19 protein-coding genes are annotated in these 21802 nt (G+C 71.1%); 15 read left to right on the forward strand and 4 right to left on the reverse strand.

What is annotated here, in order from left to right; translation table 11 throughout:
* Positions 1–80 precede the first annotated feature (80 nt).
* Positions 81–1280 carry a sensor histidine kinase gene (locus MDN94_RS09820; RefSeq protein WP_482725488.1) on the forward strand — a complete coding sequence of 400 codons (1200 nt, stop codon included), beginning with the start codon at positions 81–83 and terminating at the stop codon, positions 1278–1280.
* A gap of 29 nt (positions 1281–1309) precedes the next feature.
* Positions 1310–1984 carry a response regulator gene (locus MDN94_RS09825; RefSeq protein ID WP_482725489.1) on the forward strand — a complete coding sequence of 225 codons (675 nt, stop codon included), beginning with the start codon at positions 1310–1312 and terminating at the stop codon, positions 1982–1984.
* A 150-nt stretch (positions 1985–2134) separates the two neighbouring features.
* Here the strand turns inward: MDN94_RS09825 and MDN94_RS09830 are convergent, their stop codons facing one another.
* Positions 2135–3286 carry a threonine aldolase family protein gene (locus MDN94_RS09830; protein WP_482727043.1) on the reverse strand — a complete coding sequence of 384 codons (1152 nt, stop codon included), beginning with the start codon at positions 3284–3286 and terminating at the stop codon, positions 2135–2137.
* Between the two features lie 207 nt (positions 3287–3493).
* Here MDN94_RS09830 and MDN94_RS09835 point away from each other — a divergent pair, with 207 nt between their 5' ends.
* From MDN94_RS09835 to MDN94_RS09885, 11 genes are all read left to right on the forward strand, one after another.
* A complete protein-coding gene (locus tag MDN94_RS09835) occupies positions 3494–4414 on the forward strand; it encodes a Rossmann-like and DUF2520 domain-containing protein (RefSeq protein ID WP_482725490.1) in 921 nt (306 codons plus the stop codon).
* Positions 4411–5457: a pantoate--beta-alanine ligase gene (panC, locus tag MDN94_RS09840; RefSeq protein ID WP_482725491.1), complete on the forward strand. Its 1047-nt coding sequence runs from the start codon at positions 4411–4413 to the stop codon at positions 5455–5457. Before MDN94_RS09835 ends, panC begins: the two co-directional genes overlap by 4 nt.
* Positions 5454–7166: an L-aspartate oxidase gene (locus MDN94_RS09845; protein ID WP_482725492.1), complete on the forward strand. Its 1713-nt coding sequence runs from the start codon at positions 5454–5456 to the stop codon at positions 7164–7166. The genes panC and MDN94_RS09845 overlap by 4 nt, the downstream gene beginning before the upstream one ends.
* A gap of 2 nt (positions 7167–7168) precedes the next feature.
* Positions 7169–8173 (forward strand): carboxylating nicotinate-nucleotide diphosphorylase, encoded by a 1005-nt coding sequence (nadC, locus tag MDN94_RS09850; RefSeq protein WP_441263668.1) that lies wholly within the window; start codon positions 7169–7171, stop codon positions 8171–8173.
* Complete coding sequence (locus tag MDN94_RS09855; RefSeq protein ID WP_441263669.1) at positions 8173–8970, forward strand: type III pantothenate kinase; 798 nt, start codon at positions 8173–8175, stop codon at positions 8968–8970. The genes nadC and MDN94_RS09855 overlap by 1 nt, the downstream gene beginning before the upstream one ends.
* A gap of 112 nt (positions 8971–9082) precedes the next feature.
* Positions 9083–10678: a hypothetical protein gene (locus tag MDN94_RS09860; protein WP_482725493.1), complete on the forward strand. Its 1596-nt coding sequence runs from the start codon at positions 9083–9085 to the stop codon at positions 10676–10678.
* Between the two features lie 172 nt (positions 10679–10850).
* The gene (locus MDN94_RS09865; protein WP_441263719.1) at positions 10851–11438 is read left to right on the forward strand and encodes a hypothetical protein; all 588 of its coding nucleotides are present in this window, start codon (positions 10851–10853) and stop codon (positions 11436–11438) included.
* Positions 11439–11452: 14 nt separating this feature from the next.
* The gene (locus tag MDN94_RS09870) at positions 11453–11626 is read left to right on the forward strand and encodes a hypothetical protein (protein ID WP_482725494.1); all 174 of its coding nucleotides are present in this window, start codon (positions 11453–11455) and stop codon (positions 11624–11626) included.
* A 104-nt stretch (positions 11627–11730) separates the two neighbouring features.
* A complete protein-coding gene (locus tag MDN94_RS09875; protein WP_005314115.1) occupies positions 11731–12126 on the forward strand; it encodes a BlaI/MecI/CopY family transcriptional regulator in 396 nt (131 codons plus the stop codon).
* 10 nt (positions 12127–12136) lie between these two features.
* The gene (locus MDN94_RS09880; RefSeq protein WP_005314113.1) at positions 12137–12664 is read left to right on the forward strand and encodes an amino-acid N-acetyltransferase; all 528 of its coding nucleotides are present in this window, start codon (positions 12137–12139) and stop codon (positions 12662–12664) included.
* A gap of 145 nt (positions 12665–12809) precedes the next feature.
* Positions 12810–13145, forward strand: coding sequence for a histone-like nucleoid-structuring protein Lsr2 (locus MDN94_RS09885; RefSeq protein WP_005314111.1), 336 nt, complete (start codon positions 12810–12812; stop codon positions 13143–13145).
* On the opposite strand, the gene MDN94_RS09890 is transcribed toward MDN94_RS09885, so the two are convergent.
* Positions 13124–13690, reverse strand: a complete 567-nt coding sequence (locus MDN94_RS09890; RefSeq protein ID WP_482725495.1) for an SCO3374 family protein — start codon at positions 13688–13690, stop codon at positions 13124–13126. The two genes, MDN94_RS09885 and MDN94_RS09890, sit on opposite strands and share 22 nt — an antisense overlap.
* Positions 13691–14121: 431 nt before the next feature.
* Between MDN94_RS09890 and MDN94_RS09895 the strand changes: the two genes are divergently transcribed.
* A complete protein-coding gene (locus tag MDN94_RS09895) occupies positions 14122–16647 on the forward strand; it encodes an ATP-dependent Clp protease ATP-binding subunit (RefSeq protein WP_441263672.1) in 2526 nt (841 codons plus the stop codon).
* An 800-nt stretch (positions 16648–17447) separates the two neighbouring features.
* On the opposite strand, the gene dacB is transcribed toward MDN94_RS09895, so the two are convergent.
* Positions 17448–19046 carry a D-alanyl-D-alanine carboxypeptidase/D-alanyl-D-alanine endopeptidase gene (gene dacB / locus MDN94_RS09900; protein WP_482725496.1) on the reverse strand — a complete coding sequence of 533 codons (1599 nt, stop codon included), beginning with the start codon at positions 19044–19046 and terminating at the stop codon, positions 17448–17450.
* Between the two features lie 564 nt (positions 19047–19610).
* On the opposite strand from dacB, the gene MDN94_RS09905 reads away from it, so the two are divergent.
* Positions 19611–20288, forward strand: a complete 678-nt coding sequence (locus tag MDN94_RS09905; RefSeq protein ID WP_482725497.1) for a M23 family metallopeptidase — start codon at positions 19611–19613, stop codon at positions 20286–20288.
* A gap of 98 nt (positions 20289–20386) precedes the next feature.
* Here MDN94_RS09905 and cseC read toward each other — a convergent pair whose 3' ends face one another.
* Positions 20387–21763, reverse strand: a complete 1377-nt coding sequence (gene cseC / locus MDN94_RS09910; protein WP_482725498.1) for a two-component system sensor histidine kinase CseC — start codon at positions 21761–21763, stop codon at positions 20387–20389.
* Between the last annotated feature and the right edge of the window lie 39 nt (positions 21764–21802).

Below are 21802 nucleotides of genomic sequence, written 5' to 3' on the forward strand. Positions count from 1 at the left end.
CTTGCGGAGTACGCCTCCGCTGCCCGGATCGCCCCTCCGGTTGACCCCTGCACCTATCTGCCTTCCCTACTCTGGGTTACGTGCAGCGCCTCTACGACTTCATCCGCAGACACCCGACGGGCGTCGACACCTTCTGGGCCGTCGCGCTCTTCGGATTCGCCATGCTGTGGGTGGTCGAGGTGCCGGACGGCGCCGGCCGCACCATCGCGGCCGCCGTCATCGTCACGGCACTGAGCCTTGTCGTGGCGATGCGCCGGCGGATGCCCGAACACATGCTGGTCCTTGCCGCGCTGGCGGGCGTCGCGCAGCTCGTGTTCGACATCGGCGTCAATCCTGCGGACTTCGCGATGATGGTCATCATCTACACCGTCGCGGCGGTCGGCTCGCCCCGGTGGGCCTCGCGGCTGGCCCTGATCGGCGGTCTGTCAGCGGCGTCGCTGGCGCAGATCCGCTGGCCGGAGGAGGCGTCCGCGGTCTCCGAGCGGATCTTCATCACCGTCGTCATGAGCCTGCCGTTCGTCCTGGCCTGGGTGCTCGGCGACTCCATACGCACCCGGCGCGCCTACTTCGACCAGCTCGAGGAGCGCGCCACCCGCCTGGAGAAGGAACGCGAGGCGCAGGCCAAGGTCGCGGTCGCGGCCGAGCGCGCCAGGATCGCCCGCGAGCTCCACGACGTCGTCGCCCACAACGTGTCCGTGATGGTCGTGCAGGCCGACGGCGCCGCCTACGTCATGGACGCCGCGCCCGACCAGGCCAAGCAGGCCCTCGAGACCATTTCGAGCACCGGCCGCCAGGCGCTCGCGGAGATGCGCCGGCTGCTCGGCGTGCTGCGCACCGGCGACGGGCCGGAGAGCGGCGAGTACGTTCCCCAGCCGGATGTGGAGCAGATCGAGGAACTGGTCGAGCACGTCCGCCGGGCCGGTCTGACCGTGGACTTCAAGGTCGAGGGAACGCCGCGCACGCTGCCCAGCGGTGTCGAGCTCACCGCCTACCGGATCGTGCAGGAAGCACTCACCAACACCCGTAAGCACGGTGGCCCGGACGCCGGCGCCAGCGTGCGGCTCGTCTACTTCGACGACGGGCTCGGGCTGCTCGTCGAGGACGACGGCCGCGGCGCCTCGCACGAGCTGTACGAGGACGGGGGCGCTGACGGCCGAGGCCACGGCCTCATCGGCATGCGGGAGCGCGTCGGCATGGTCGGCGGCACCCTGGACGCGGGACCCCGGCCCGGCGGAGGCTTCCGTATCAGTGCGCTGCTGCCGCTCAAGCCCGCCCACTAGTGCCCACAGAACCGAGGGACGGAACCCACATGTCCATCCGCGTGATGCTCGTCGACGACCAGGTGCTGCTGCGCACCGGCTTCCGCATGGTGCTCGCCGCCCAACCGGACATGGAGGTCGTCGCGGAGGCCGGGGACGGCGCGGAGGCGATCGAGAACCTGCGGTCCGCCGCTGTCGACGTCGTGCTGATGGACGTACGCATGCCGAGGCTCGACGGGGTGGAGGCGACGCGGCGCATCTGCGCGGAGCCGAACGCCCCCAAGGTGCTGATCCTGACCACCTTCGACCTCGACGAGTACGCCTTCTCGGGTCTGAAGGCCGGCGCCAGCGGCTTCATGCTCAAGGACGTGCCGCCCGGCGAACTACTCGCCGCGATCCGTTCCGTGCACAGCGGTGACGCGGTCGTGGCGCCGTCGACGACGCGGCGGCTCCTGGACCGTTTCTCCCCGATGCTGCCGAGCGCCGGCCCGGAGCCGCGGCAGAAGGAGCTGGCCAGGCTGACGGAGCGGGAGCGGGAAGTGATGATGCTCGTCGCCCAGGGCCTGTCCAACGGGGAGATCGCCGGCCGCCTCGTGCTGTCGGAGGCCACCGTCAAGACGCACGTCGGCCGCATCCTGACCAAACTCGGCCTCCGAGACCGTGTGCAGGTGGTGGTGCTCGCCTACGAGACCGGGCTGGTCCGGGCCGGCGGCGGGACGGCCTGACCGGTCGGCACGCCGACGCCCACCGTTCGCCCTGCTGAGCGCCGCCGTTTGTCCCGCCGCCCGCCCCGGCCGGCACCGGTTCGTCACGCCGCGCGTCCGGCCGGTGGCCATGACGCGTTCGGCCGGGGGTCGCGCGGAGGTGTGTGCGGGCTACCGGAGGCGGCGTGCGAACTCCGAGGCCGCCTCCGCCACGTCCTGAGGTGTCCACTCGAGGCCCTCGGACGCGACGGTCACCTCGGTGACCGAGACGCCCGGCGGGCAGCCCTCCGAGAACCAGCGTCGGAAGAGCGTCACGCCGGTCTCCTCCGCCTGCGTCAGCGCCGCTTCGTTGAGAACGTCCTTGTCGTACGGCAGCCAGACCTGGAACTGGTGCGTGTGCGGAACGGGCGGGTGGATCCGCGCCCAGGGGACGGCCGGCTCGCGCAGCGCGTCCGTGAGTGCCGCGGCGACGACCTTCGCGTGGGCCACGTACGACGGCAGCCGGGGCAGCTCCCTTTCGAGGCCCAGCAGCGCCGACAGGGCTGCCGGGTACTGCTGGAACAGCTGGCCCCCGTACCGGTGCCGCCAGGCCCGTGCCTCGTCGATCAGGGGCGCCGGACCGGCGAGCACCGCCCCCGACATGCCGTCCAGGGACTTGTAGAACGACACGTACGCGCTGTCCGCCAGGGACGCGATCTCGTCGAGCGGGCGGCCGAAGTGCGGGGCGCATTCCCACAGGCGCGCGCCGTCGAAGTGCACCACCGCATCACGTTCCCGCGCCGCCTCCACGACGGCCACCAGCTCCTCCCAGGTGGGCAGTACGAAGCCGGCGTCCCGCAGCGGCAGTTCGAGCATCAGCGCGCCGAAGGGCTCGTCGCACTCGCGCACCTCGTCGGCCGTCGGCAGCCGGGGCTCCGTCGTGGGGTGGACCGTGCGCAGGCCGCTCACCACGGAGAAGGCGGAGCGTTCGTGCACCTCCGGATGCGCCTGGGGGTGCAGCGCGACCGTCGCGTTCCCGGTGCGCGCCGCCCAGCAGCGCAGCGCCACCTGCTGCGCCATCGTGCCGGTCGGGAAGAACGCGGCGGCCGGGAAACCGAGCAGCGAGGCCGTACGTCGCTCCAGCTCCGCCACGACCCCGTTCCCGTACACGTCGGTCCAGTCGTCCAGGTCGTGCACCTCGCCCGCGGCCTCCGCCAGCGCCGCGAGGCGCTCGCCGATCCGCCGGTCGGCGGAGACGCGCGACAGCACACGGTCCGACGCGCGCCACGCGGCGAGGCGGCGGCGCCGCTCGTCCTGCTCGTCCTGCTCGTCCTGCTCGTCCAGGGCGTCCGGGACGTCCGGCTCTGTCCGGTGGTGCCGGTCGTCGTGCTCCGTCTGCTTGCCGTACTCGTTCGTTCCGTTCGTGTCCGTCACGTTCCGATCATCGCCCACAGCCTGTGGACAACTGCGGGGTGCCGGAAACGCTGGCGTAGCATCGTGGACGAGAAATCGTCCGGTACCCGTGCGGACTGGAACGGAAGGCACCGCCGCGTGAATCCCACAGCACCACAGGAACCGCTCGACCCGCGGGACCGCCCCGCCCGGCTGACCGTCGGCGTGGTCGGAGCGGGCCGGGTAGGGCCCGCGCTCGCCGCGTCCCTGCAACTCGCCGGTCACCGGCCGGTCGCCGCGTCGGGAGTCTCCGACGCCTCCGTCCGCCGTGCCGCCGCCATGCTCCCGGACGTCCCGCTGGTGACGCCCGCGGACGTGCTGGCCCGCGCGGAACTGGTGCTGCTGACCGTGCCAGACGACGCGCTCCCCGGCCTGGTGGAGGGTCTCGTCGAGACCGGCGCCGTACGGCCCGGGCAGCTGCTCGTGCACACCTCCGGCCGGTACGGCACCAAGGTGCTCGAGCCCGCGCTGCGGGCCGGGGCGCTGCCGCTGGCCCTGCACCCCGCGATGACCTTCACCGGCACGGCGGTCGACGTGCAGCGGCTGGCCGGCTGCTCCTTCGGCGTGACCGCGCCCGCGGAGCTGCGGCTCGCCGCGGAGGCGCTGGTCATCGAGATGGGCGGCGAGCCCGAGTGGATCGAGGAGCAGAACCGCCCGCTCTACCACGCGGCCCTCGCGCTCGGCGCGAACCACCTCGTCACGCTGGTCGCCCAGTCGATGGAACTGCTGCGCGCCGCGGGCGTCGGCGCCCCCGACCGGATGCTCGGCCCCCTTCTCGGCGCCGCGCTGGACAACGCCCTGCGTTCCGGTGACGCCGCCCTGACCGGGCCGGTCGCCAGGGGCGACGCGGGCACCGTCGCCGCGCACGTCGCCGAGCTGCGCAAACACGCTCCCGCCGCCGTCGCCGGCTATCTGGCGATGGCCCGTACGACCGCCGACCGCGCCCTCGCGCACGGCATGCTCAAGCCGGAGCTCGCGGAGGATCTGCTGGGCGTGCTGGCCGAGGGGGACCTGCGATGAGCCGCGACTTCGAGCTCGTACCGACCAGGGAGGACCTGCGGTACGTGGTGGAGCACCACGCCGTCCCCGGCCGCACCGCCGTCGTGATGACCATGGGCGCCCTCCATCAGGGACACGCCTCCCTGATCCGTACCGCCCGTGAGCGCGTCGGCCGCAAGGGCTTCGTCATCGTCACGGTCTTCGTCAACCCCCTTCAGTTCGGCGTGGGAGAGGACCTCGACCGTTACCCCCGCACCCTCGACGCCGACCTCCGGACCGCCGAAGAGGCGGGCGCCGACGTGGTGTTCGCCCCGTCCGTCGAGGAGGTCTACCCGGGTGGGCAGCCGCAGGTCCGCATCACGGCAGGCCCGATGGGGGAGCGCCTCGAAGGCCGGACCCGTCCCGGCCACTTCGACGGCATGCTCACCGTCGTCGCCAAGCTGCTGCATCTCACCGGCCCGGACGTGGCGTTGTTCGGGCAGAAGGACGCCCAGCAGCTGGCCCTGATCCGCCGGATGGTGCGCGACCTGAACTTCCCGGTCGAGATCGTCGGCGTGCCCACCGTCCGAGAGGACGACGGCCTCGCGCTCTCCAGCCGCAACCGCTACCTGTCCGCCGGCGAGCGGCGGACCGCCCTGGCCCTCTCCCGCGCCTTGTTCGCGGCTGCCGACCGGCTCGCCGCCCAGCAGGCCCTGCACGCGAGGGCCGAAGTGGTTCCGGCAGCGCCCACCCGCGCCGCCGCGCTCTCAAAGCTCGGCGAGGCCCGTGCGGCGGCGGACGCGCACGCGGTGGCCCAGGCATGGCCGCCCGTCGGCGCCGACGCCGTCCGGGCCGCGGCCCGGACCGTCCTGGACGAGGCGGCGAAGGCCGAGCCGCCGCTCGCGCTGGACTATGTGGCACTCGTCGACCCGGCGACCTTCGAGGAGGTGCCCGACGACCACAGGGGCGAGGCGGTCCTGGCCGTCGCGGCCAAGGTCGGCTCGACCCGCCTCATCGACAACATCCCGCTGGACTTCGGAACCGCGCATCCCGGGACCGCACTGAACGACGGAGCCGCCAAGTGACCGGAATACGGCTGACCGCCCCCGCCCCGGGCTGGGCCATCGACGCGGATGTCGTCGTGGTCGGCTCGGGAGTCGCCGGGCTCACGGCGGCACTGCGCTGCGCGGCGGCCGGTCTGGATACGGTCGTCGTCACCAAGGCCCGCCTCGACGACGGTTCCACGCGCTGGGCGCAGGGCGGTATCGCCGCGGCGCTCGGCGACGGCGACACCCCGGAACAGCACCTGGAGGACACGTTGGTGGCGGGTGCCGGCCTGTGTGACGAGGCGGCGGTGCGGGCCCTCGTCACCGAGGGGCCCGACGCCGTGCGCCGGCTGATCGCCACGGGTGCGCACTTCGACACCGACCCGGCGTCCGGTGAGATCGAGCTGACCCGTGAGGGCGGCCACCACCGGCGCCGCATCGCGCACGCCGGCGGCGACGCGACCGGCGCCGAGATCTCCCGCGCCCTGGTCGACGCGGTCCGCGACCAGGGGCTGCGGACCATCGAGAACGCCCTGGTCCTCGACCTGCTCACCGACGCGGACGGGCGGACGGCGGGCATCACGCTCCACGTCATGGGCGAGGGCCAGCACGACGGCGTGGGCGCGGTCCACGCCCCGACGGTCGTGCTCGCCACCGGCGGCATGGGCCAGGTCTTCTCCGCGACGACCAACCCCGCCGTCTCCACCGGCGACGGCGTGGCGCTCGCGCTCCGCGCGGGCGCGGAGGTCTCGGACGTCGAGTTCGTGCAGTTCCACCCGACGGTGCTGTTCCTCGGCCCGGACAGCGAGGGCCAGCAGCCGCTGGTCTCCGAGGCGGTACGCGGCGAGGGTGCCCACCTGGTCGACGCGGACGGCGTCCGCTTCATGGTCGGACAGCACGAACTGGCCGAGCTCGCCCCGCGCGACATCGTCGCCAAGGGCATCATGCGCCGCATGCAGGAGCAGGGCGCCGACCACATGCTCCTGGACGCCCGCCACTTCGGCGCCGAGATGTGGGAGCAGCGCTTCCCCACGATCCTCGCCGCCTGCCGGGCCCACGGCTTCGACCCGGTGACCGAGCCGATCCCGGTCGCTCCCGCCGCCCACTACGCGTCCGGCGGCGTACGCACGGACCTGCAGGGCCGCACCACCGTTCCCGGCCTCTACGCCTGCGGCGAGGTCGCCTGCACCGGAGTCCACGGCGCCAACCGCCTCGCGTCCAACTCGCTGCTCGAAGGGCTCGTCTTCGCGGAGCGCATCGCCGCCGACATCGCCGCCAGGCGGCCGTGGCCTTGCGTCGCGCCCGCCGCACCGCGTGAGCCGTCCCTGCTGCCGCTCATCGCCCCGGAGGAGCGCGCGGAGATCCAGCGGATCATGTCCCACGGCGCCGGCGTGCTGCGCTCGGCCGCGTCGCTCGCCGCCGCGGCCGCAGCCCTCGAGTCGGTGTACGTGACCGCCGTGCAGGAGCGCGAAGGATCCGGGAAGACGGCGGAGCCCGGCGTCGAGTCGTGGGAGACCTCGAACCTCCTGTGCGTGGCCCGCGTGCTGACCGCGGCTGCCCTGGAGCGCGAGGAGACCCGCGGCTGCCACTGGCGCGAGGACCGTCCGGAGCGGGACGACGCCGAGTGGCGCCGCCATCTCGTCGTACGGCTCGCGCCGGACCGCCGGCTCGTCGTCCGGCACACCGACGGGACAGCCTTCCCGTCCACCGATACCTTGTCCGTCCCCGACGCACCCAGGGAGCCGTAACCGTGAGCACGCCCGATGAACGCCCGAGCCCCGTGGACGTACCGCTGATCCAGATCGGCGCCCCGGCCGGCGGCGGCTGCGGGGACGACTGCGGCTGCGCCGAAGAGGTGTACGAGTGCGGTCTCGACCCGGCGCTCGCCACGCTCCTCGCAGAGGCCGGGCTCGACCCCGTCCAGGTCGAGGACATAGCGCACCTTGCCATCGAGGAGGACCTGGACGGCGGCGTCGACGTGACGAGCGTCGCGACCGTCCCCCAGGACGCCGTCGCGACCGGCGACTTCACCGCCCGCGAGGCGGGCACGGTCGCCGGTCTGCGGGTCGCGGAGGCGATCCTTTCGATCGTCTGCACCACCGAGTTCGAGGTGGAACGGCACGTCGAGGACGGCGACCGCGTCGAGGCGGGCCAGAAGCTCCTTTCCGTCACCGCGGGCACCCGTGACCTGCTGACCGGCGAGCGCAGCGCACTCAACATCCTGTGCCGTCTCTCCGGCATCGCCACGGCCACCCGCGCCTGGGCCGACGCCCTCGAGGGCACCAGGGCGAAGGTCCGCGACACCCGCAAGACCACGCCCGGCCTGCGGGCACTGGAGAAGTACGCGGTGCGCTGCGGCGGCGGCGTCAACCACCGCATGTCGCTGTCCGACGCCGCGCTGGTCAAGGACAACCACGTGATCGCGGCCGGCGGCGTCGCGGCGGCCTTCAAGGCCGTGCGGGACCGCTTCCCGGACCTCCCGATCGAGGTCGAGGTGGACACCCTCGACCAGGTGCGCGAGGTCCTGGACGCCGGCGCCGACCTGATCCTCCTCGACAACTTCACCCCGGCGGCGACGGCGGAGGCCGTCACAGTCGTCGCGGGCCGCGCGGTCCTTGAGTCCTCCGGCCGGCTCGCGCTCGACAACGCCCGCGCCTACGCCGAGACCGGCGTCGACTACCTCGCCGTGGGCGCCCTCACGCACTCCTCGCCGATCCTCGACATCGGCCTCGACCTCCGCGAGGTCGAGAGCTGATGCTGCTCACCATCGACGTCGGCAACACCCACACCGTCCTGGGCCTCTTCGACGGGGAGGAGATCGTCGAGCACTGGCGCATCTCCACCGACTCCCGGCGCACCGCCGACGAACTCGCCGTCCTGCTCCAGGGCCTGATGGGCATGCACCCGCTGCTCGGCGACGAACTCGGCGACGGCATCGAGGGCATCGCGATCTGCTCCACGGTCCCTTCCGTGCTGCACGAGCTCCGCGAGGTGACCCGCCGCTACTACGGCGACGTCCCGGCGGTCCTGGTGGAGCCCGGCATCAAGACCGGCGTGCCGATCCTGATGGACAACCCGAAGGAGGTCGGCGCGGACCGCATCATCAACGCGGTCGCCGCGGTGGACCTCTACGGCGGTCCCGCGATCGTCGTCGACTTCGGTACGGCGACGACGTTCGACGCGGTCAGCGCACGGGGCGAGTACACCGGCGGTGTGATCGCTCCGGGCATAGAGATCTCCGTCGAGGCGCTCGGTGTCAAGGGCGCGCAGCTGCGCAAGATCGAGCTGGCCCGCCCGCGGAGCGTGATCGGCAAGAACACCGTGGAGGCCATGCAGTCCGGCATCGTCTACGGCTTCGCCGGCCAGGTCGACGGTGTCGTCCAGCGGATGAAGCGCGAGCTGGCGGAGGACCCGGACGACGTGACGGTGATCGCGACGGGCGGTCTCGCCCCGATAATCCTCGGCGAGGCGACGGCGATCGACGAGCACGAGCCGTGGCTGACGCTGATCGGACTGCGGCTGGTGTACGAGCGCAACGTCTCCCGCATGTGAGGCCCGCCCGGTGACGTCCGGGCGGCCTGCGGGACCGTACAACCCTTCCTGCCCGGCAGGGGTCTTGCTCCGCGGGCGGTGCACCGGTCCGCCCGTGGAGGGGGTATCCAACATGAGTGGACGCAAGGCCGGCCTGATGGCGGCTCTGGCGACGACGGCCCTGTTCGGCACGGCCCTGGGCGCGCCGGCCCAGGCCGCTCAGGCCGCGAGCGACTTCACGCTGATCGAAATGGACGCGCAGGAGTCCTACTTCGCGCGGCCCGACGGCACCGACGTCAACAACCGGTTCCAGACGATCCTCGCCGTGCGGCAGCCGGGGGGCGGCGAGGAGCGCAACGCGAAGAACGTGGTGGCCGTCTACGACGCGTCCGCCCTCAAGGGCAAGGTCACCCTCTCCGGCCTCGGATACCGCTGCACACGGCAGGACCATGTGGTCACCTGCCCTCAGGGGGACTTCTACGAGCGCACCTATGTGACGCCGTTCAGGATCAAGGCGGTCGCGGGAGCGGAGATCGGCGAGGCGGGGCCGATCAAGGTCACGGTCACCAGTGACAACGCCGGCACGCTGACCAGGTCGACCCGGGTGTTCATCGGGGAGCACCAGCCGGTCTACCGGTCCCATGCCCCGTACACCGTGCCGGAATCGGAGCGGGGTTCGCTGCCCGCCGTCACCCCTGCCTTCGGCAATGCCGGTCAGGTGGAGATGCCGACCGGCGTGGTGATGAGAGTCGCGGTGGGCGACGCGCTCGACTTCACCGGGGAGAGGTACAGCAACTGCTACTACGGAAAGGCCGTGGCCCACTGCGAGTTCCCCGGGCCGCTGATGCCGGGCACGGCGTACGAGACGGACGGCGACTTCGATGCCGTCACCGAGACGAAGCGCCGTGTGAAGGGGGCCTACGGCTACAGCGTCCGTCCCGTCGGGAACCCGCTCCAATACACGGACTACCGTCGTGAACCGAGGGGGAACGGCCGTGTGCTCGGTCTGAAGCCCGTGGACATCGGGACGCTGAGCACGGAGGGCGGCCAACTGCCGTTCGTGACGGAGGGCGAGTGGACGACCGACTGGTCGTTCCAGGACGGGGATGCACCGGGCGATGCCTCCGGGGTGACGCTCGAGGGTGCGGTCGGCAGCTATGCGGAGGTCGAGCTGCCGCAGGCCCTCAACCTGGGGCCCGACCAGGCCGGCGAAACACTTGTGCGTCAAGCTGTCGTGACCCTGCCTGACGGAGTGTCCCTCGCTGCGCCCGAACCGGGCAGCCATCCTTCGGACATCGGCTACTGCACCGCGGGGCGCTCCGCGGACGAGCCGATCCGCTGCGGGCTGAACAACTACTACAACGTCCTTCGGGTGCACATCGACCGCAAGCCCGAGCAGGGCAGGCCGGGCACTCTGTCGCTGGTCCTGCCGGGCGGCGTGAACGATCCGGACCTGTCGAACAACACCGTTCCGGTGAGGCTCGAGGTGACCGGTGACGCGTCTCCGTCGGCGAGCCCGTCTCCGGCGCCGAGCGCCTCGCCGGGGCCGAACCCGAGCCCGAGCCTCTCGGCCTCGCCGGCGACCGGCGCCGGTCCCTCCGCCGCTGCGGGATCGCCGAACGGGAAGCTGGCCTCCACCGGTACCTCCGCGGTCGTGCTGATCGGTACGGCGTCCGCCGTGGCCGTGGCTCTGGGAGCCGCTCTGCTCCTGCGCCGCCGCCGGGCCTGAACCAGGGCGCGGGGACACGGTGACGTGGTCCGGAGGTGCCGGCGGGCGTTGCCCGGCCGCACCCCCGGACCGCGTGGAGCCACGCCGCGCCCACGGGTGGGCGTTAAGCGGATTTTGGGCAATTAGGACGTACTGTCGGGACATGCCCACGCCATACGGATCCCGTGGCGGCATGGCGTTCGGTGCGGACGAGCTGCGTGTGCTCCGACGCGCCCTCGCCGTCGCCCTTCACCCCGTCCCCTTGGCCGACGACGACGTCCGGGAATGTCTGCGCCTGGCCGACTCCGTCGACGAGGCGGTCCGCGAGGCAGGCCGGCTGCGTGCGTTCCTCGTCGCCGACCTCGCCCGCTACCGCGACGCCCTGCCCGGCACGGCCACCAGCTACCTGGAGCGCCTCCAGGACGCCCTCGCCGCCGGTTACGACCCCCGCCCGGACGATTTGGCGGCGCTGCGCGCCCTGCGCGGCAATCCGGCCGCCGCGGCCGTGCTGCGGCGCTGTCAGGGCCTGGCGGAGCAGTCGGTGCGCGACCGGCTCGCCGGCCGCGTCGTCCACGTCCCGGCGCCCGCCCAGGCGCCCCGGCGTGCCCGGCTCCTCGCGCTCCCCGGGGGCCGTGCCGCCGACGCGCCGAAGCCCAGACCGCAACCGCAGCCACAGCCGAAGCCGCCCGCGCCGGACGAGCGCCCCGTGCCCAAGCCCTCCGAGGTGTTCCCGCCGCGCCGTAAGCCTGTGCCCCCGCCGGAGCAGTGGGCCGTCGGCTAGTTACCCTGGACGGCATGGACTACGTTTCCGCGCTTGTGCCTCCCGTGGTGATGGCCGCGTTCTTCATCGGCCTGGTCGTGACGATCGTCAAGAGCCAGGGCGGTCCGAACAAGGCCAAGGAGGACGCCGCCGTGGACGCGGCGCTGGCCCGGACGAAGTCCGGTCCGCAGACCGGACGCGACAACTGAGGGCCGTCCCCGACGGCCGAGGACGCACGGTGGAATTCCCGCCGTGCGTCCTTTTTGTCACGTCAAAGGGCAGTTGATCCCTGATCTCCCACTATGGTGGTGGTGTGCCCCGCCAATTGGGAGAGCTCGAAGACGCCGTCATGACACGGATCTGGCAATGGAACCGGCCGGTGACGGTCAGGGAAGTCCTGGAAGACCTCCAGAAGGAACGGTCCATCGCGTACACCACCGTCATGACGGTAATGGACAATCTCCATCAGAAGGGCTGGGTCCGCCGGGAAGTCGAGGGCCGGGCCTATCGATATAGAGCCGTCTCCACCCGCGCCGCCTACGCGGCCGCACTGATGAACGAAGCATGGTCCAAGAGCGACAACCCCGCGGCGGCTCTTGTCGCCTTCTTCGGCATGATGTCCCCCGAGCAGCGCGAGTCGCTGCAAGCCGCAGTGCGTCTCGTTCAGGGCAACGAGGCCGCCGAGGACCCCGGAGCAGCGGAGCGATAGCGTCGGGCCCATGCCTTATGCCGCAGCAAATGCCTTCACCGTCCGGCGCGCGAGGACCGGCGATGTGCCGGACGTGCGCCGGCTCGTGGACCCGTACGTCGGTGAAGGCATCCTGCTCGACAAAGCGACGGTGACTCTTTACGAAGCCATCCAGGAGTTCTGGGTCGCCGAACGCGACGAGGACGGCCTGGTGGTCGGCTGCGGCGCTCTCCACGTCATGTGGGAGGACCTGGCGGAAGTGCGAACTCTCGCCGTCGACCCGGCCTTCAAGGGTCACGGCATCGGTCACCAGGTTCTCGAGAAGCTGGTGGCCACCGCGCGCAGGCTGGGAGTGCGCAGAGTTTTCTGCCTCACCTTCGAAGTGGACTTCTTCGGTAAGCACGGCTTCGTCGAGATCGGGGAGACTCAGACGCCCGTCGACACCGATGTCTACGCCGAGCTCCTGCGTTCCTATGACGAGGGTGTCGCAGAGTTCCTGGGTCTCGAACGAGTGAAGCCGAACACCTTGGGCAACAGCCGGATGCTTCTGCACCTGTGATCGCCTCTAGAGCCCCGGATCCCTATGTCCGAATCGCGCACGTTTCCCGCGTTCTCGCGGTTCTGAACCTCTGTCAAGGGTTTGTGTTTTCCAAGGAAAAGCGGTTTCCTTTCCGCGTACTGCATTTTCGATGAAGGAAATCCCGGTGGCACAGAAGGTTCAGGTCCTTCTTGTCGATGACCTCGACGGCGGCGAGGCGGACGAGACGGTGACGTTCGCACTGGACGGCAAGACCTACGAGATCGACCTCACCACCGCCAATGCGGACAAGCTCCGGGGTCTGCTCGAGCCGTACACGAAGAACGGCCGGCGCACCGGTGGCCGTGCGGCGACCGGGCGCGGCAAGGGCCGTGCGACGACGGGCGGCAACAAGGACACCGCCGAGATCCGCGCCTGGGCGAAGGCGAACGGCTTCGAGGTCAACGACCGCGGCCGTGTCCCCGCGACGGTCCGTGAGGCCTACGAGAAGGCCAACGGCTGAGTCGTCGCCCGTCGCGTATTCGTACGCGCCGTACGCGTCAGTCGGGCGCGGTGGCACTCGGTGGCCGCCGTGTCCACCAGCCGTACGAGATCGGGGGCATCCCCACTGCCCCCGAGGCCGGCGAGAGCGGGCAGCTGTGCCTCGCGCCCCGGCGCGGGGGGCCGCAGCCACATGGCGGCCCGACCGGCACGAGGACGCCCGGGCGGCGGCGGGGCGGTCATCGATCCGCCCGCGCCGAGGGCGGTCAGATCCAGATCGACGCCGCCCCATTCCAGCCAGTCGAGCAGCCCCGGCAGCTCCTCCGCGCTTCCCGGAGCGACCAGCAGCCGCATTCGCTGCCCCACGAGGGCGACCGGCCCGGTGCGGGCGACCCGGCGGAGCGCCGCCGCTCCGGCGTCCGCCGGCAGGTCGAGCACATCGAACCGCACCCCCGTCGTGAGCAGCACGGGACTGCCCTCCGTCGCCGCCCAGCCGAGTTCGCTGCGGTACCACTGCGCGGCGCCGCCCTCGAAGGGCGCGCGGGGGGACGGCACGGTGAAGGGCATGTTCCGCAAACTGCGCGGCCACGATGATGGTTACGCAACGTACTAGAGGCATTGCTGAACGTGGCGAATTCGGGGGCGCGCACGCGCATGGAACGGCGCAAGGTTGTTCGCCCGTAGCTGAGGGACGGGGTGCACGCTGCATGGACTGTCGGTGGCAGCGGGTAAGACATTCCTAGTGGGGAGGGGCGACACGCTCGCAGGGCAGTCTCACGTTCGCCATCGGCGTAGTGGCGGTGGGGGTAACTGCCTGGCCTGCGGGAACATCGTCTCGCACCATCGGGTTGGAGCAGTTGTCGGCGTTCAGGGGTCAGGAGGCCACAGACGGGTGTCGGCAGTTGGAATGAGCGGTCCCCGCTTGCGGGACTAAGCTGCGGAAGGACAGGGAGGGGACCGACCCCTTACTGCCTGACCGCTCTGAGGAGCGATTAACGATGTTCGAGAGGTTCACCGACCGCGCGCGGCGGGTTGTCGTCCTGGCTCAGGAAGAAGCCCGGATGCTCAACCACAACTACATCGGCACCGAGCACATCCTCCTGGGCCTTATCCACGAGGGTGAGGGTGTCGCCGCTAAGGCCCTGGAGAGCCTCGGGATTTCGCTCGAGGCGGTCCGCCAGCAGGTGGAGGAGATCATCGGCCAGGGCCAGCAGGCCCCGTCCGGTCACATCCCCTTCACGCCCCGTGCCAAGAAGGTCCTGGAGCTGTCGCTCCGGGAGGCTCTTCAGCTGGGCCACAACTACATCGGCACCGAGCACATCCTGCTCGGCCTGATCCGCGAGGGCGAGGGCGTCGCCGCCCAGGTCCTCGTGAAGCTGGGCGCCGATCTCAACCGGGTGCGGCAGCAGGTCATCCAGCTGCTCTCCGGATACCAGGGCAAGGAGGCCGCCACGGCAGGCGGCCCGGCCGAGGGCACTCCTTCGACCTCCCTGGTCCTCGACCAGTTCGGCCGGAACCTCACCCAGGCCGCTCGTGAGTCCAAGCTCGACCCGGTCATCGGGCGCGAGAAGGAGATCGAGCGGGTCATGCAGGTGCTGTCCCGCCGTACCAAGAACAACCCGGTCCTCATCGGCGAGCCCGGCGTCGGTAAGACGGCGGTCGTCGAGGGCCTGGCGCAGGCCATCGTCAAGGGCGAGGTGCCCGAGACCCTCAAGGACAAGCACCTCTACACCCTGGACCTCGGCGCGCTGGTCGCCGGCTCCCGCTACCGCGGTGACTTCGAGGAGCGCCTGAAGAAGGTCCTCAAGGAGATCCGCACCCGCGGCGACATCATCCTGTTCATCGACGAGCTCCACACCCTGGTGGGTGCGGGCGCCGCCGAGGGCGCGATCGACGCCGCGAGCATCCTCAAGCCGATGCTGGCGCGAGGCGAGCTGCAGACCATCGGCGCCACCACGCTCGACGAGTACCGCAAGCACCTGGAGAAGGACGCGGCGCTCGAGCGCCGCTTCCAGCCCATCCAGGTCGCGGAGCCGTCGCTGCCGCACACCATCGAGATCCTCAAGGGTCTGCGCGACCGTTACGAGGCCCACCACAGAGTCTCCATCACGGACGAGGCGCTGGTCCAGGCCGCCACCCTGGCCGACCGGTACATCTCGGACCGCTTCCTGCCGGACAAGGCGATCGACCTGATCGACGAGGCCGGCTCCCGGATGCGCATCCGCCGGATGACCGCGCCGCCGGACCTGCGCGAGTTCGACGAGAAGATCGCCGGCGTCCGCCGCGACAAGGAGTCCGCGATCGACTCCCAGGACTTCGAGAAGGCAGCTTCGCTCCGCGACAAGGAGAAGCAGCTGCTGGCGGCGAAGGCCAAGCGGGAGAAGGAGTGGAAGGCCGGCGACATGGACGTCGTCGCCGAGGTCGACGGTGAGCTGATCGCCGAGGTCCTCGCGACCGCCACCGGCATCCCGGTCTTCAAGCTGACCGAGGAGGAGTCCTCGCGTCTGCTGCGCATGGAGGACGAGCTCCACAAGCGCGTCATCGGACAGAAGGACGCCATCAAGGCCCTTTCGCAGGCCATCCGCCGTACGCGGGCCGGTCTGAAGGACCCGAAGCGCCCCGGTGGCTCGTTCATCTTCGCCGGCCCGTCCGGTGTGGGTAAGACCGAGCTCTCCAAGACGCTCGCCGAATTCCTCTTCGGTGACGAGGACGCACTGATCTCCCTCGACATGTCGGAGTTCAGCGAGAAGCACACGGTTTCCCGTCTCTTCGGTTCGCCCCCCGGATACGTGGGCTACGAAGAGGGCGGCCAGCTCACCGAGAAGGTCCGCCGGAAGCCGTTCTCCGTCGTCCTCTTCGACGAGGTCGAGAAGGCCCACCCCGATATCTTCAATTCCCTTCTGCAGATCCTGGAGGACGGTCGTCTGACCGACTCCCAGGGACGCGTCGTGGACTTCAAGAACACGGTCATCATCATGACGACCAACCTCGGGACCCGGGACATCTCCAAGGGCTTCAACCTGGGCTTCGCCGCCCAGGGCGACGTCAAGTCGAACTACGACCGGATGAAGGTCAAGGTCAACGAAGAGCTGAAGCAGCACTTCCGGCCCGAGTTCCTCAACCGCGTCGACGACACGGTCGTCTTCCACCAGCTCACCGAGGAAGACATCATCCAGATCGTCGACCTCATGATCGCCAAGGTGGACGAGCGTCTGAAGGACCGCGACATGGGCATCGAGCTCAGCGCCACGGCCAAGTCGCTCCTCGCCAAGAAGGGCTATGACCCCGTCCTGGGCGCCCGGCCGCTGCGCCGGACGATCCAGCGCGAGATCGAGGACATCCTGTCGGAGAAGATCCTCTTCGGCGAGCTGCGCCCCGGTCACATCGTGGTCGTGGACACCGAGGGCGAGGGTGAGGAGAAGAAGTTCACCTTCCGCGGCGAGGAGAAGTCGGCTCTGCCCGACGTCCCGCCGATCGAGCAGGCGGCCGGTGGCACCGGTCCGAACCTGTCGAAGGACGCGTAACGGCCCTGCCGGGCCGGCTGACGTGACGGGGCGGGCCCCGGACCCACAAAGGTCCGGGGCCCGCCTCTTTCGCGTGCCGCGACGCGCCGTGCGTGAGCTGCCTGGTGCCCTGCCGGGGCCCAGGGTCCGCGAGACGCGTCCCAGACCTTGCGCCGCCTGGTGCCCAGGTGCGTCGTGGCCGACCGCCGTCGTCGCCGGCCCTGACCGTGTCAGCAGGCGGCGACCGTGTCAGGAGGCGGCCGGGACGTCCCATGCGGGTGCTGCGTGCTGCCCTGGGTGGGCCCGTGCGCTCCTGCTGCCGCCGTCAGGCCCGGTCGGCAGCAGGCGTGCCGCGCCGAGGCCCTGCGTACGCGCCAGGGGGCTCTGGCCCGCCAGGGCCCTGCCGCAGCCCGCGGCGGGGCCTGTCAGGGCTCGGGTGGCGTGCCATGCCGAGGCTGTGTGGGCGTCCTCGTGAGCTGGGGCGCCCGCATTGTCGTCGGCGGACCCTGGCAGCAGCACACGCAGTGCCGGGGCCCTGCGTGGGCTGACCGGTGCTCTGGCGGGCCGGAGCACCGGCCCGCCCGCTGTTGTCCGGCGGGTCCGACAGGGTCAGCAGGGCTGCCTGCCGAGGCACTGTGGCGCTGCTGGCGCACAGGAGGGCCAGGCCCCCCGGTCGGCGCCCTGTCAGGGCTTGGGTCGCTTCAATGCCGCGGCGTGCGCGCCGTGCCAGGGCCCCAACCTGGTGCCGGTGGGCCAGGGGGCCCCAACCTGGTGCCGGTGGGCCAGGGGGCACGCCGGCATCCAGGCTGACCCCCGCGGGGTCAGCAGGAGGCGGGTTTGCGCCAAGAGCATTCCAGCGAGGCCTCGGGTTCCGCCGTGCGGGCACGCGGGGGCGACGCGGGCACGATCGTGCCCGCCGCGGTGTCCGAGGACGCCAGGGTGACGACCAGCGCGTCCTCGATGCTCTTCACCGAGGAGGCGAGGTAGTTGTTGAGGACGACGCTGTAGACGAGTTCGCGTCCCGCGGCGTCGGTGACGTATCCCGACAGCGCGGAGGCACCCGTCAGCGAGCCGGTCTTGCCCCGGGCGTTGAGGGCGGCCGGGGTGCCGCACATACGGGAACGCAGCGTTCCGCCCACGGCGCGGTCGGGGGCGCAGGCCACCGGCAGGGACTCGTACCAGTCGGCGAACCAGGGGGCGTCGCGGACGGAGAGCAGGAGGGTCGCCAGCTCGGCGGCCGGAAACATGTTCATCCGGGACAGTCCGGAGCCGTCGGCCTGGCGGAGGGTGGAGGTCCTGACGCCCTCCTTCTTCAGCTGGGCGCCGATCGCGGCGAGGCCGGCGTCCCAGGTGCCCCGGCCGGACGCCCGGTGTCCCATCTCCTTGGTGAGCGCCTCCGCGTGCATGTTGTTGGAGAGCTTCATGAACGGGTGCATCAGTTCGCTGAGCGGCATGGAGCGGTGCGAGGCGAGCATGCGCGCCCCGGCGGGGGTCGGGCGGCCCAGGCGGGGAGTGCCCGAGACCCGTACGCCGTGCTCGGCGAGTGCGTCGGCGAACACGGCGGCCGCGTAGCCGGTCGGTTCCCAGACCGCGATCCACTCCTTGGCGGCTGCCGAGCCGACGGGGACGTCACCGCTGATCGTGAGCCTGTTCGTGCCGTGGTCACGGGAGACGGCCAGGGTGTCCGGCCGGCCCGCCTCGACCGTGGTGGCGCTGACGTCGAGGCGTACGTAGTCGGTGGGCGGGGTCAGCGTCACGCGGGGGCGCTCGCCCGGCCGGGTGCCCGGGGCGACCTCGACGACGACGGTGCCGGAGTCGTAGTCGGTATCGGGAGCGAGGGTGAGCGCCGAGATCTGCGCGGAGTAGTAGGCGGACTCGTCGTCGGCCGCCCAGGACCGGCCGAGGCGCCTGTCGTCGAAGCGGGTGTCGTCGGCGACGAGGCGTCCGGTGACGCGTTTGATGCCGGACGCCGCGACGTCCGCCGCGAGGCGTCTGTAGTCGGCCGCGAGCAGGGTGGGATCGCCGCTGCCGCGCAGGTACAGGTCGCCGGTGAGAGTGGCGCCGTCGCGGCGGCCGGTGGTCAGCACGTCGGTGCTGAAGCGGTGGCCCGGGCCCAGTACGGCCATGGCGGCGGCGGAGGTGGCGAGCTTGGTGTTGGACGCGGGCATCAGACGGTCGCCGCTGTCGCGCTGGTAGAGGCGCTCACCGGTATCGGCGTCGGCGACCACGACGCTCAGGGCGCCGCCGTCGATCCTGGGGTCCGCGAGGACCTTGTCGAGGGCGCCTTTGAGGCCGGTGTCGGACGGGCCGGCCCCGGCCGGCGAACTCCAGGTGAGCGTGCAGACGAGGCCGGCGGCGAGCGGCCAGATCCAGGCGCGGCGCAGCGCGCGGTGACGGATACGAACCACGGGTCTACTCATGGCACAGGAGGATCCCGGAAGCGGATCCTTCCCGGAAGGACGCGCGGCGGGCCTTCCGGTAGATGAAAAGGGCCGAATTCTGTGGCCCCGGTCACCTCGCGGCCCCTTTTCCGGTGTGGTCCGGAGCACTTTCCCATGGCCGTCGCGCGTGGCCTGGCTCACGATTCCGGACCCCCGAAAGGGGCCCCTCCGTGACAAGGCGCACAGGCGTTTTGGGTACTACTAGGTGGATTAGTGATCGGAATATCCGTTTTGCCCCTCATGGGGGATCCGGTCGGCCCGAGGCGTCCGGGCTCCTCGTCCGCGGGTTCGGTTGCAGGGCGTCGCTCCCGGGGCTCGTGGCCAGGACATGCGGTTAAACCGGTCGGTCCCGGGCATAAGAGGCCCCGTTTTCCGTCGGTGCGCACATCTCGGCCGGGAGTCAAGAGGCGTATTTCCGCGGATGCCACTACGACGCAATGTCGTAGTTGGGGGGTTTGAGACGACTTGGGGCCACGGGTTACCAATGTGGAGCCAGCCCGGTGCGGATGCATCGGGTCCATTCATGCCCGGAGGTTCTCCCGTATGTCGAAGCGCACCATGATCCACCAGCTCCGCCCGTCCGTGCTCCGTACCCGTGGTGCTGTCGTGGCCGCCGGAATGGGTGCCGTGATGGTCGTCGGAGCCGGTGCGGGTGTCGCCTCCGCCGACGCGGGCAAGCCGGCCAAGCCGGTCGTCGTTGACGCCGCCTCTGCCGTCGCCGCCCAGGCCGACGCACAGGCGAACGCCGCGAAGGCGAAGGCCGCCAAGAAGACCGCCAAGAAGAAGCCCGTCAAGAAGGCCCCGGCGTGGGTCAAGCCGGTCGCCAAGTACACGCTGACCGCGAGCTTCGCGCAGGGTGGCGCCATGTGGGCCGCCAAGCACTCCGGCCAGGACTTCGCCGTGCCGATCGGCACGCCGGTCAAGGCGGTCGGCGCCGGTACCGTCGTCAAGGCGGGCCCGAACGGCGGCGGCGACGGCCCCGCCTACGGCAACGCCATCGTGATCAAGCACAACAACGGTAAGTACTCCCAGTACGCCCACCTGTCGAAGATCAACGTGAACGTGGGCGCGAAGGTGAAGACCGGCCAGAACATAGCCAAGTCCGGCAACACCGGTAACTCCTCCGGCCCGCACCTCCACTTCGAGATCCGCACGACGCCGAACTACGGCTCTGCGCTCAACCCGATGTCGTTCCTGCGCTCCGCCGGCGTCAACCTGTGACGCACGCCTGAGCCCGCCCCGTCGCACAGCGCCGGGGTGATCAGAAGGCCCCGCCCTACCCGGGTGGGGCCTTTGTGCGCCCCGGACACGGCAGGGGCTCAGCCGCGACGCTTCAGCCGGGGCCGCTTCAGCCTCTTCGGCCGCTCCGGCTCCCGGTTCTCCGCCGGTGTCAGCACCGGGAAGCTCCCGGTGTTCGTCGGCGCGTGCTCGGGCAGCCAGAGCACCGCGATCGCCCCGCCACAGGCCCCCAGCGGCGTCGAGCCCTCCGGCGCGGCGTTCCGGAACGTCAGCCTCGCCCCGAGCACCCGCGCCTGACCGGCCGCGATCGTGAGGCCCAGACCGTGCCCCGTACCCGCACGGTCGCTGGCACCCGTGCGGAACCGGCTCGGTCCCTCCCGCAACACCGACTCCGGGAATCCGGGTCCGTGGTCCCTTACCCGCACCACCCGGCCCTCGACGGTGACCTCGATCGGGCCCTTGCCGTACTTGGCCGCGTTGGTGAGCAGATTGCCGAGGATGCGCTCGAGACGCCGAGGGTCGGTGCTCACCCAGGAGTTGTGCACCACCCGGACCTCCGCCTCGGGGTGGAACACGGCGACCCTGCGCCCGACGAATTCGCCCAGCTGGATCTCCTGGAGTTCGGCCCGCTCGGAGGCGCTGTCGAGCCTGGCCACCTCCAGCACGTCCTCCACCAGCGTCCGCATGGCCTGCGCCCGGTCCCGTACGAGCTCGGTCGGGCGCCCGGGCGGCAGCAGCTCGGCCGCCGTGAGCAGCCCCGTCACCGGTGTGCGCAGTTCGTGGGCGATGTCCGCGGTGACCCGGCGCTCGGCCTCGATCCGTTCGTTGAGGGCATCGGTGAGCGCGTCGACGGCCCGCGCCAGATCGTCGGTCTCGTCGCGCACCACGCCGCCGATGGCGTCCCGCACCCGGACCTCGTGGTTGCCCTCGGCGACATTGCCCGCCGCCGCGGCCGCCTTGCGCAGCCGGCGTGAGAGCTGCCCGCCGATCAGGACACCCAGCGCGGAACCGCCCAGTACGACCGAGACCGAACCGATGATCAGCGCCCGGTCCAGGTCCTGCATGATCTCGGCGCCGCGCCCGGCGAACGCCGTGTGCAGGGAGAGCACGTCACCGCCGGCCAAAGGCACTGCGGCCCAGATCTCGGGCGTCCCGTCGTGGCCCTCGTCGATGTACGAGCCGCGCCGCTTCTCACGCATCAGCCGCTGGAGCTCGTCCGGCAGTGCGGGATCGTTGATCTTGCTGTTGAAGCGCGGGTCCCTGTTCTTGGACGTCTCGTACCAGCGCTGCGCCAGCAGGACCCGGTCCATCTGGACGTCGCGGGCGTTGTCGAGCATGGAGACCCGGGCGGCGTTGTGCACGACCAGGCTGAGCGCCATGGCGATCAGGGCGCCGACCGCCGCGATCGCAATGCTGATCTTCCAGCGGACGCCGGTGCGCAGGACGAGACGCCTCATGCGGTGGAACTCTCCTCGGCGAAAGGTGCTGCGGCACTC

The organism is Streptomyces sp. WAC00040 (assembly GCF_056835925.1).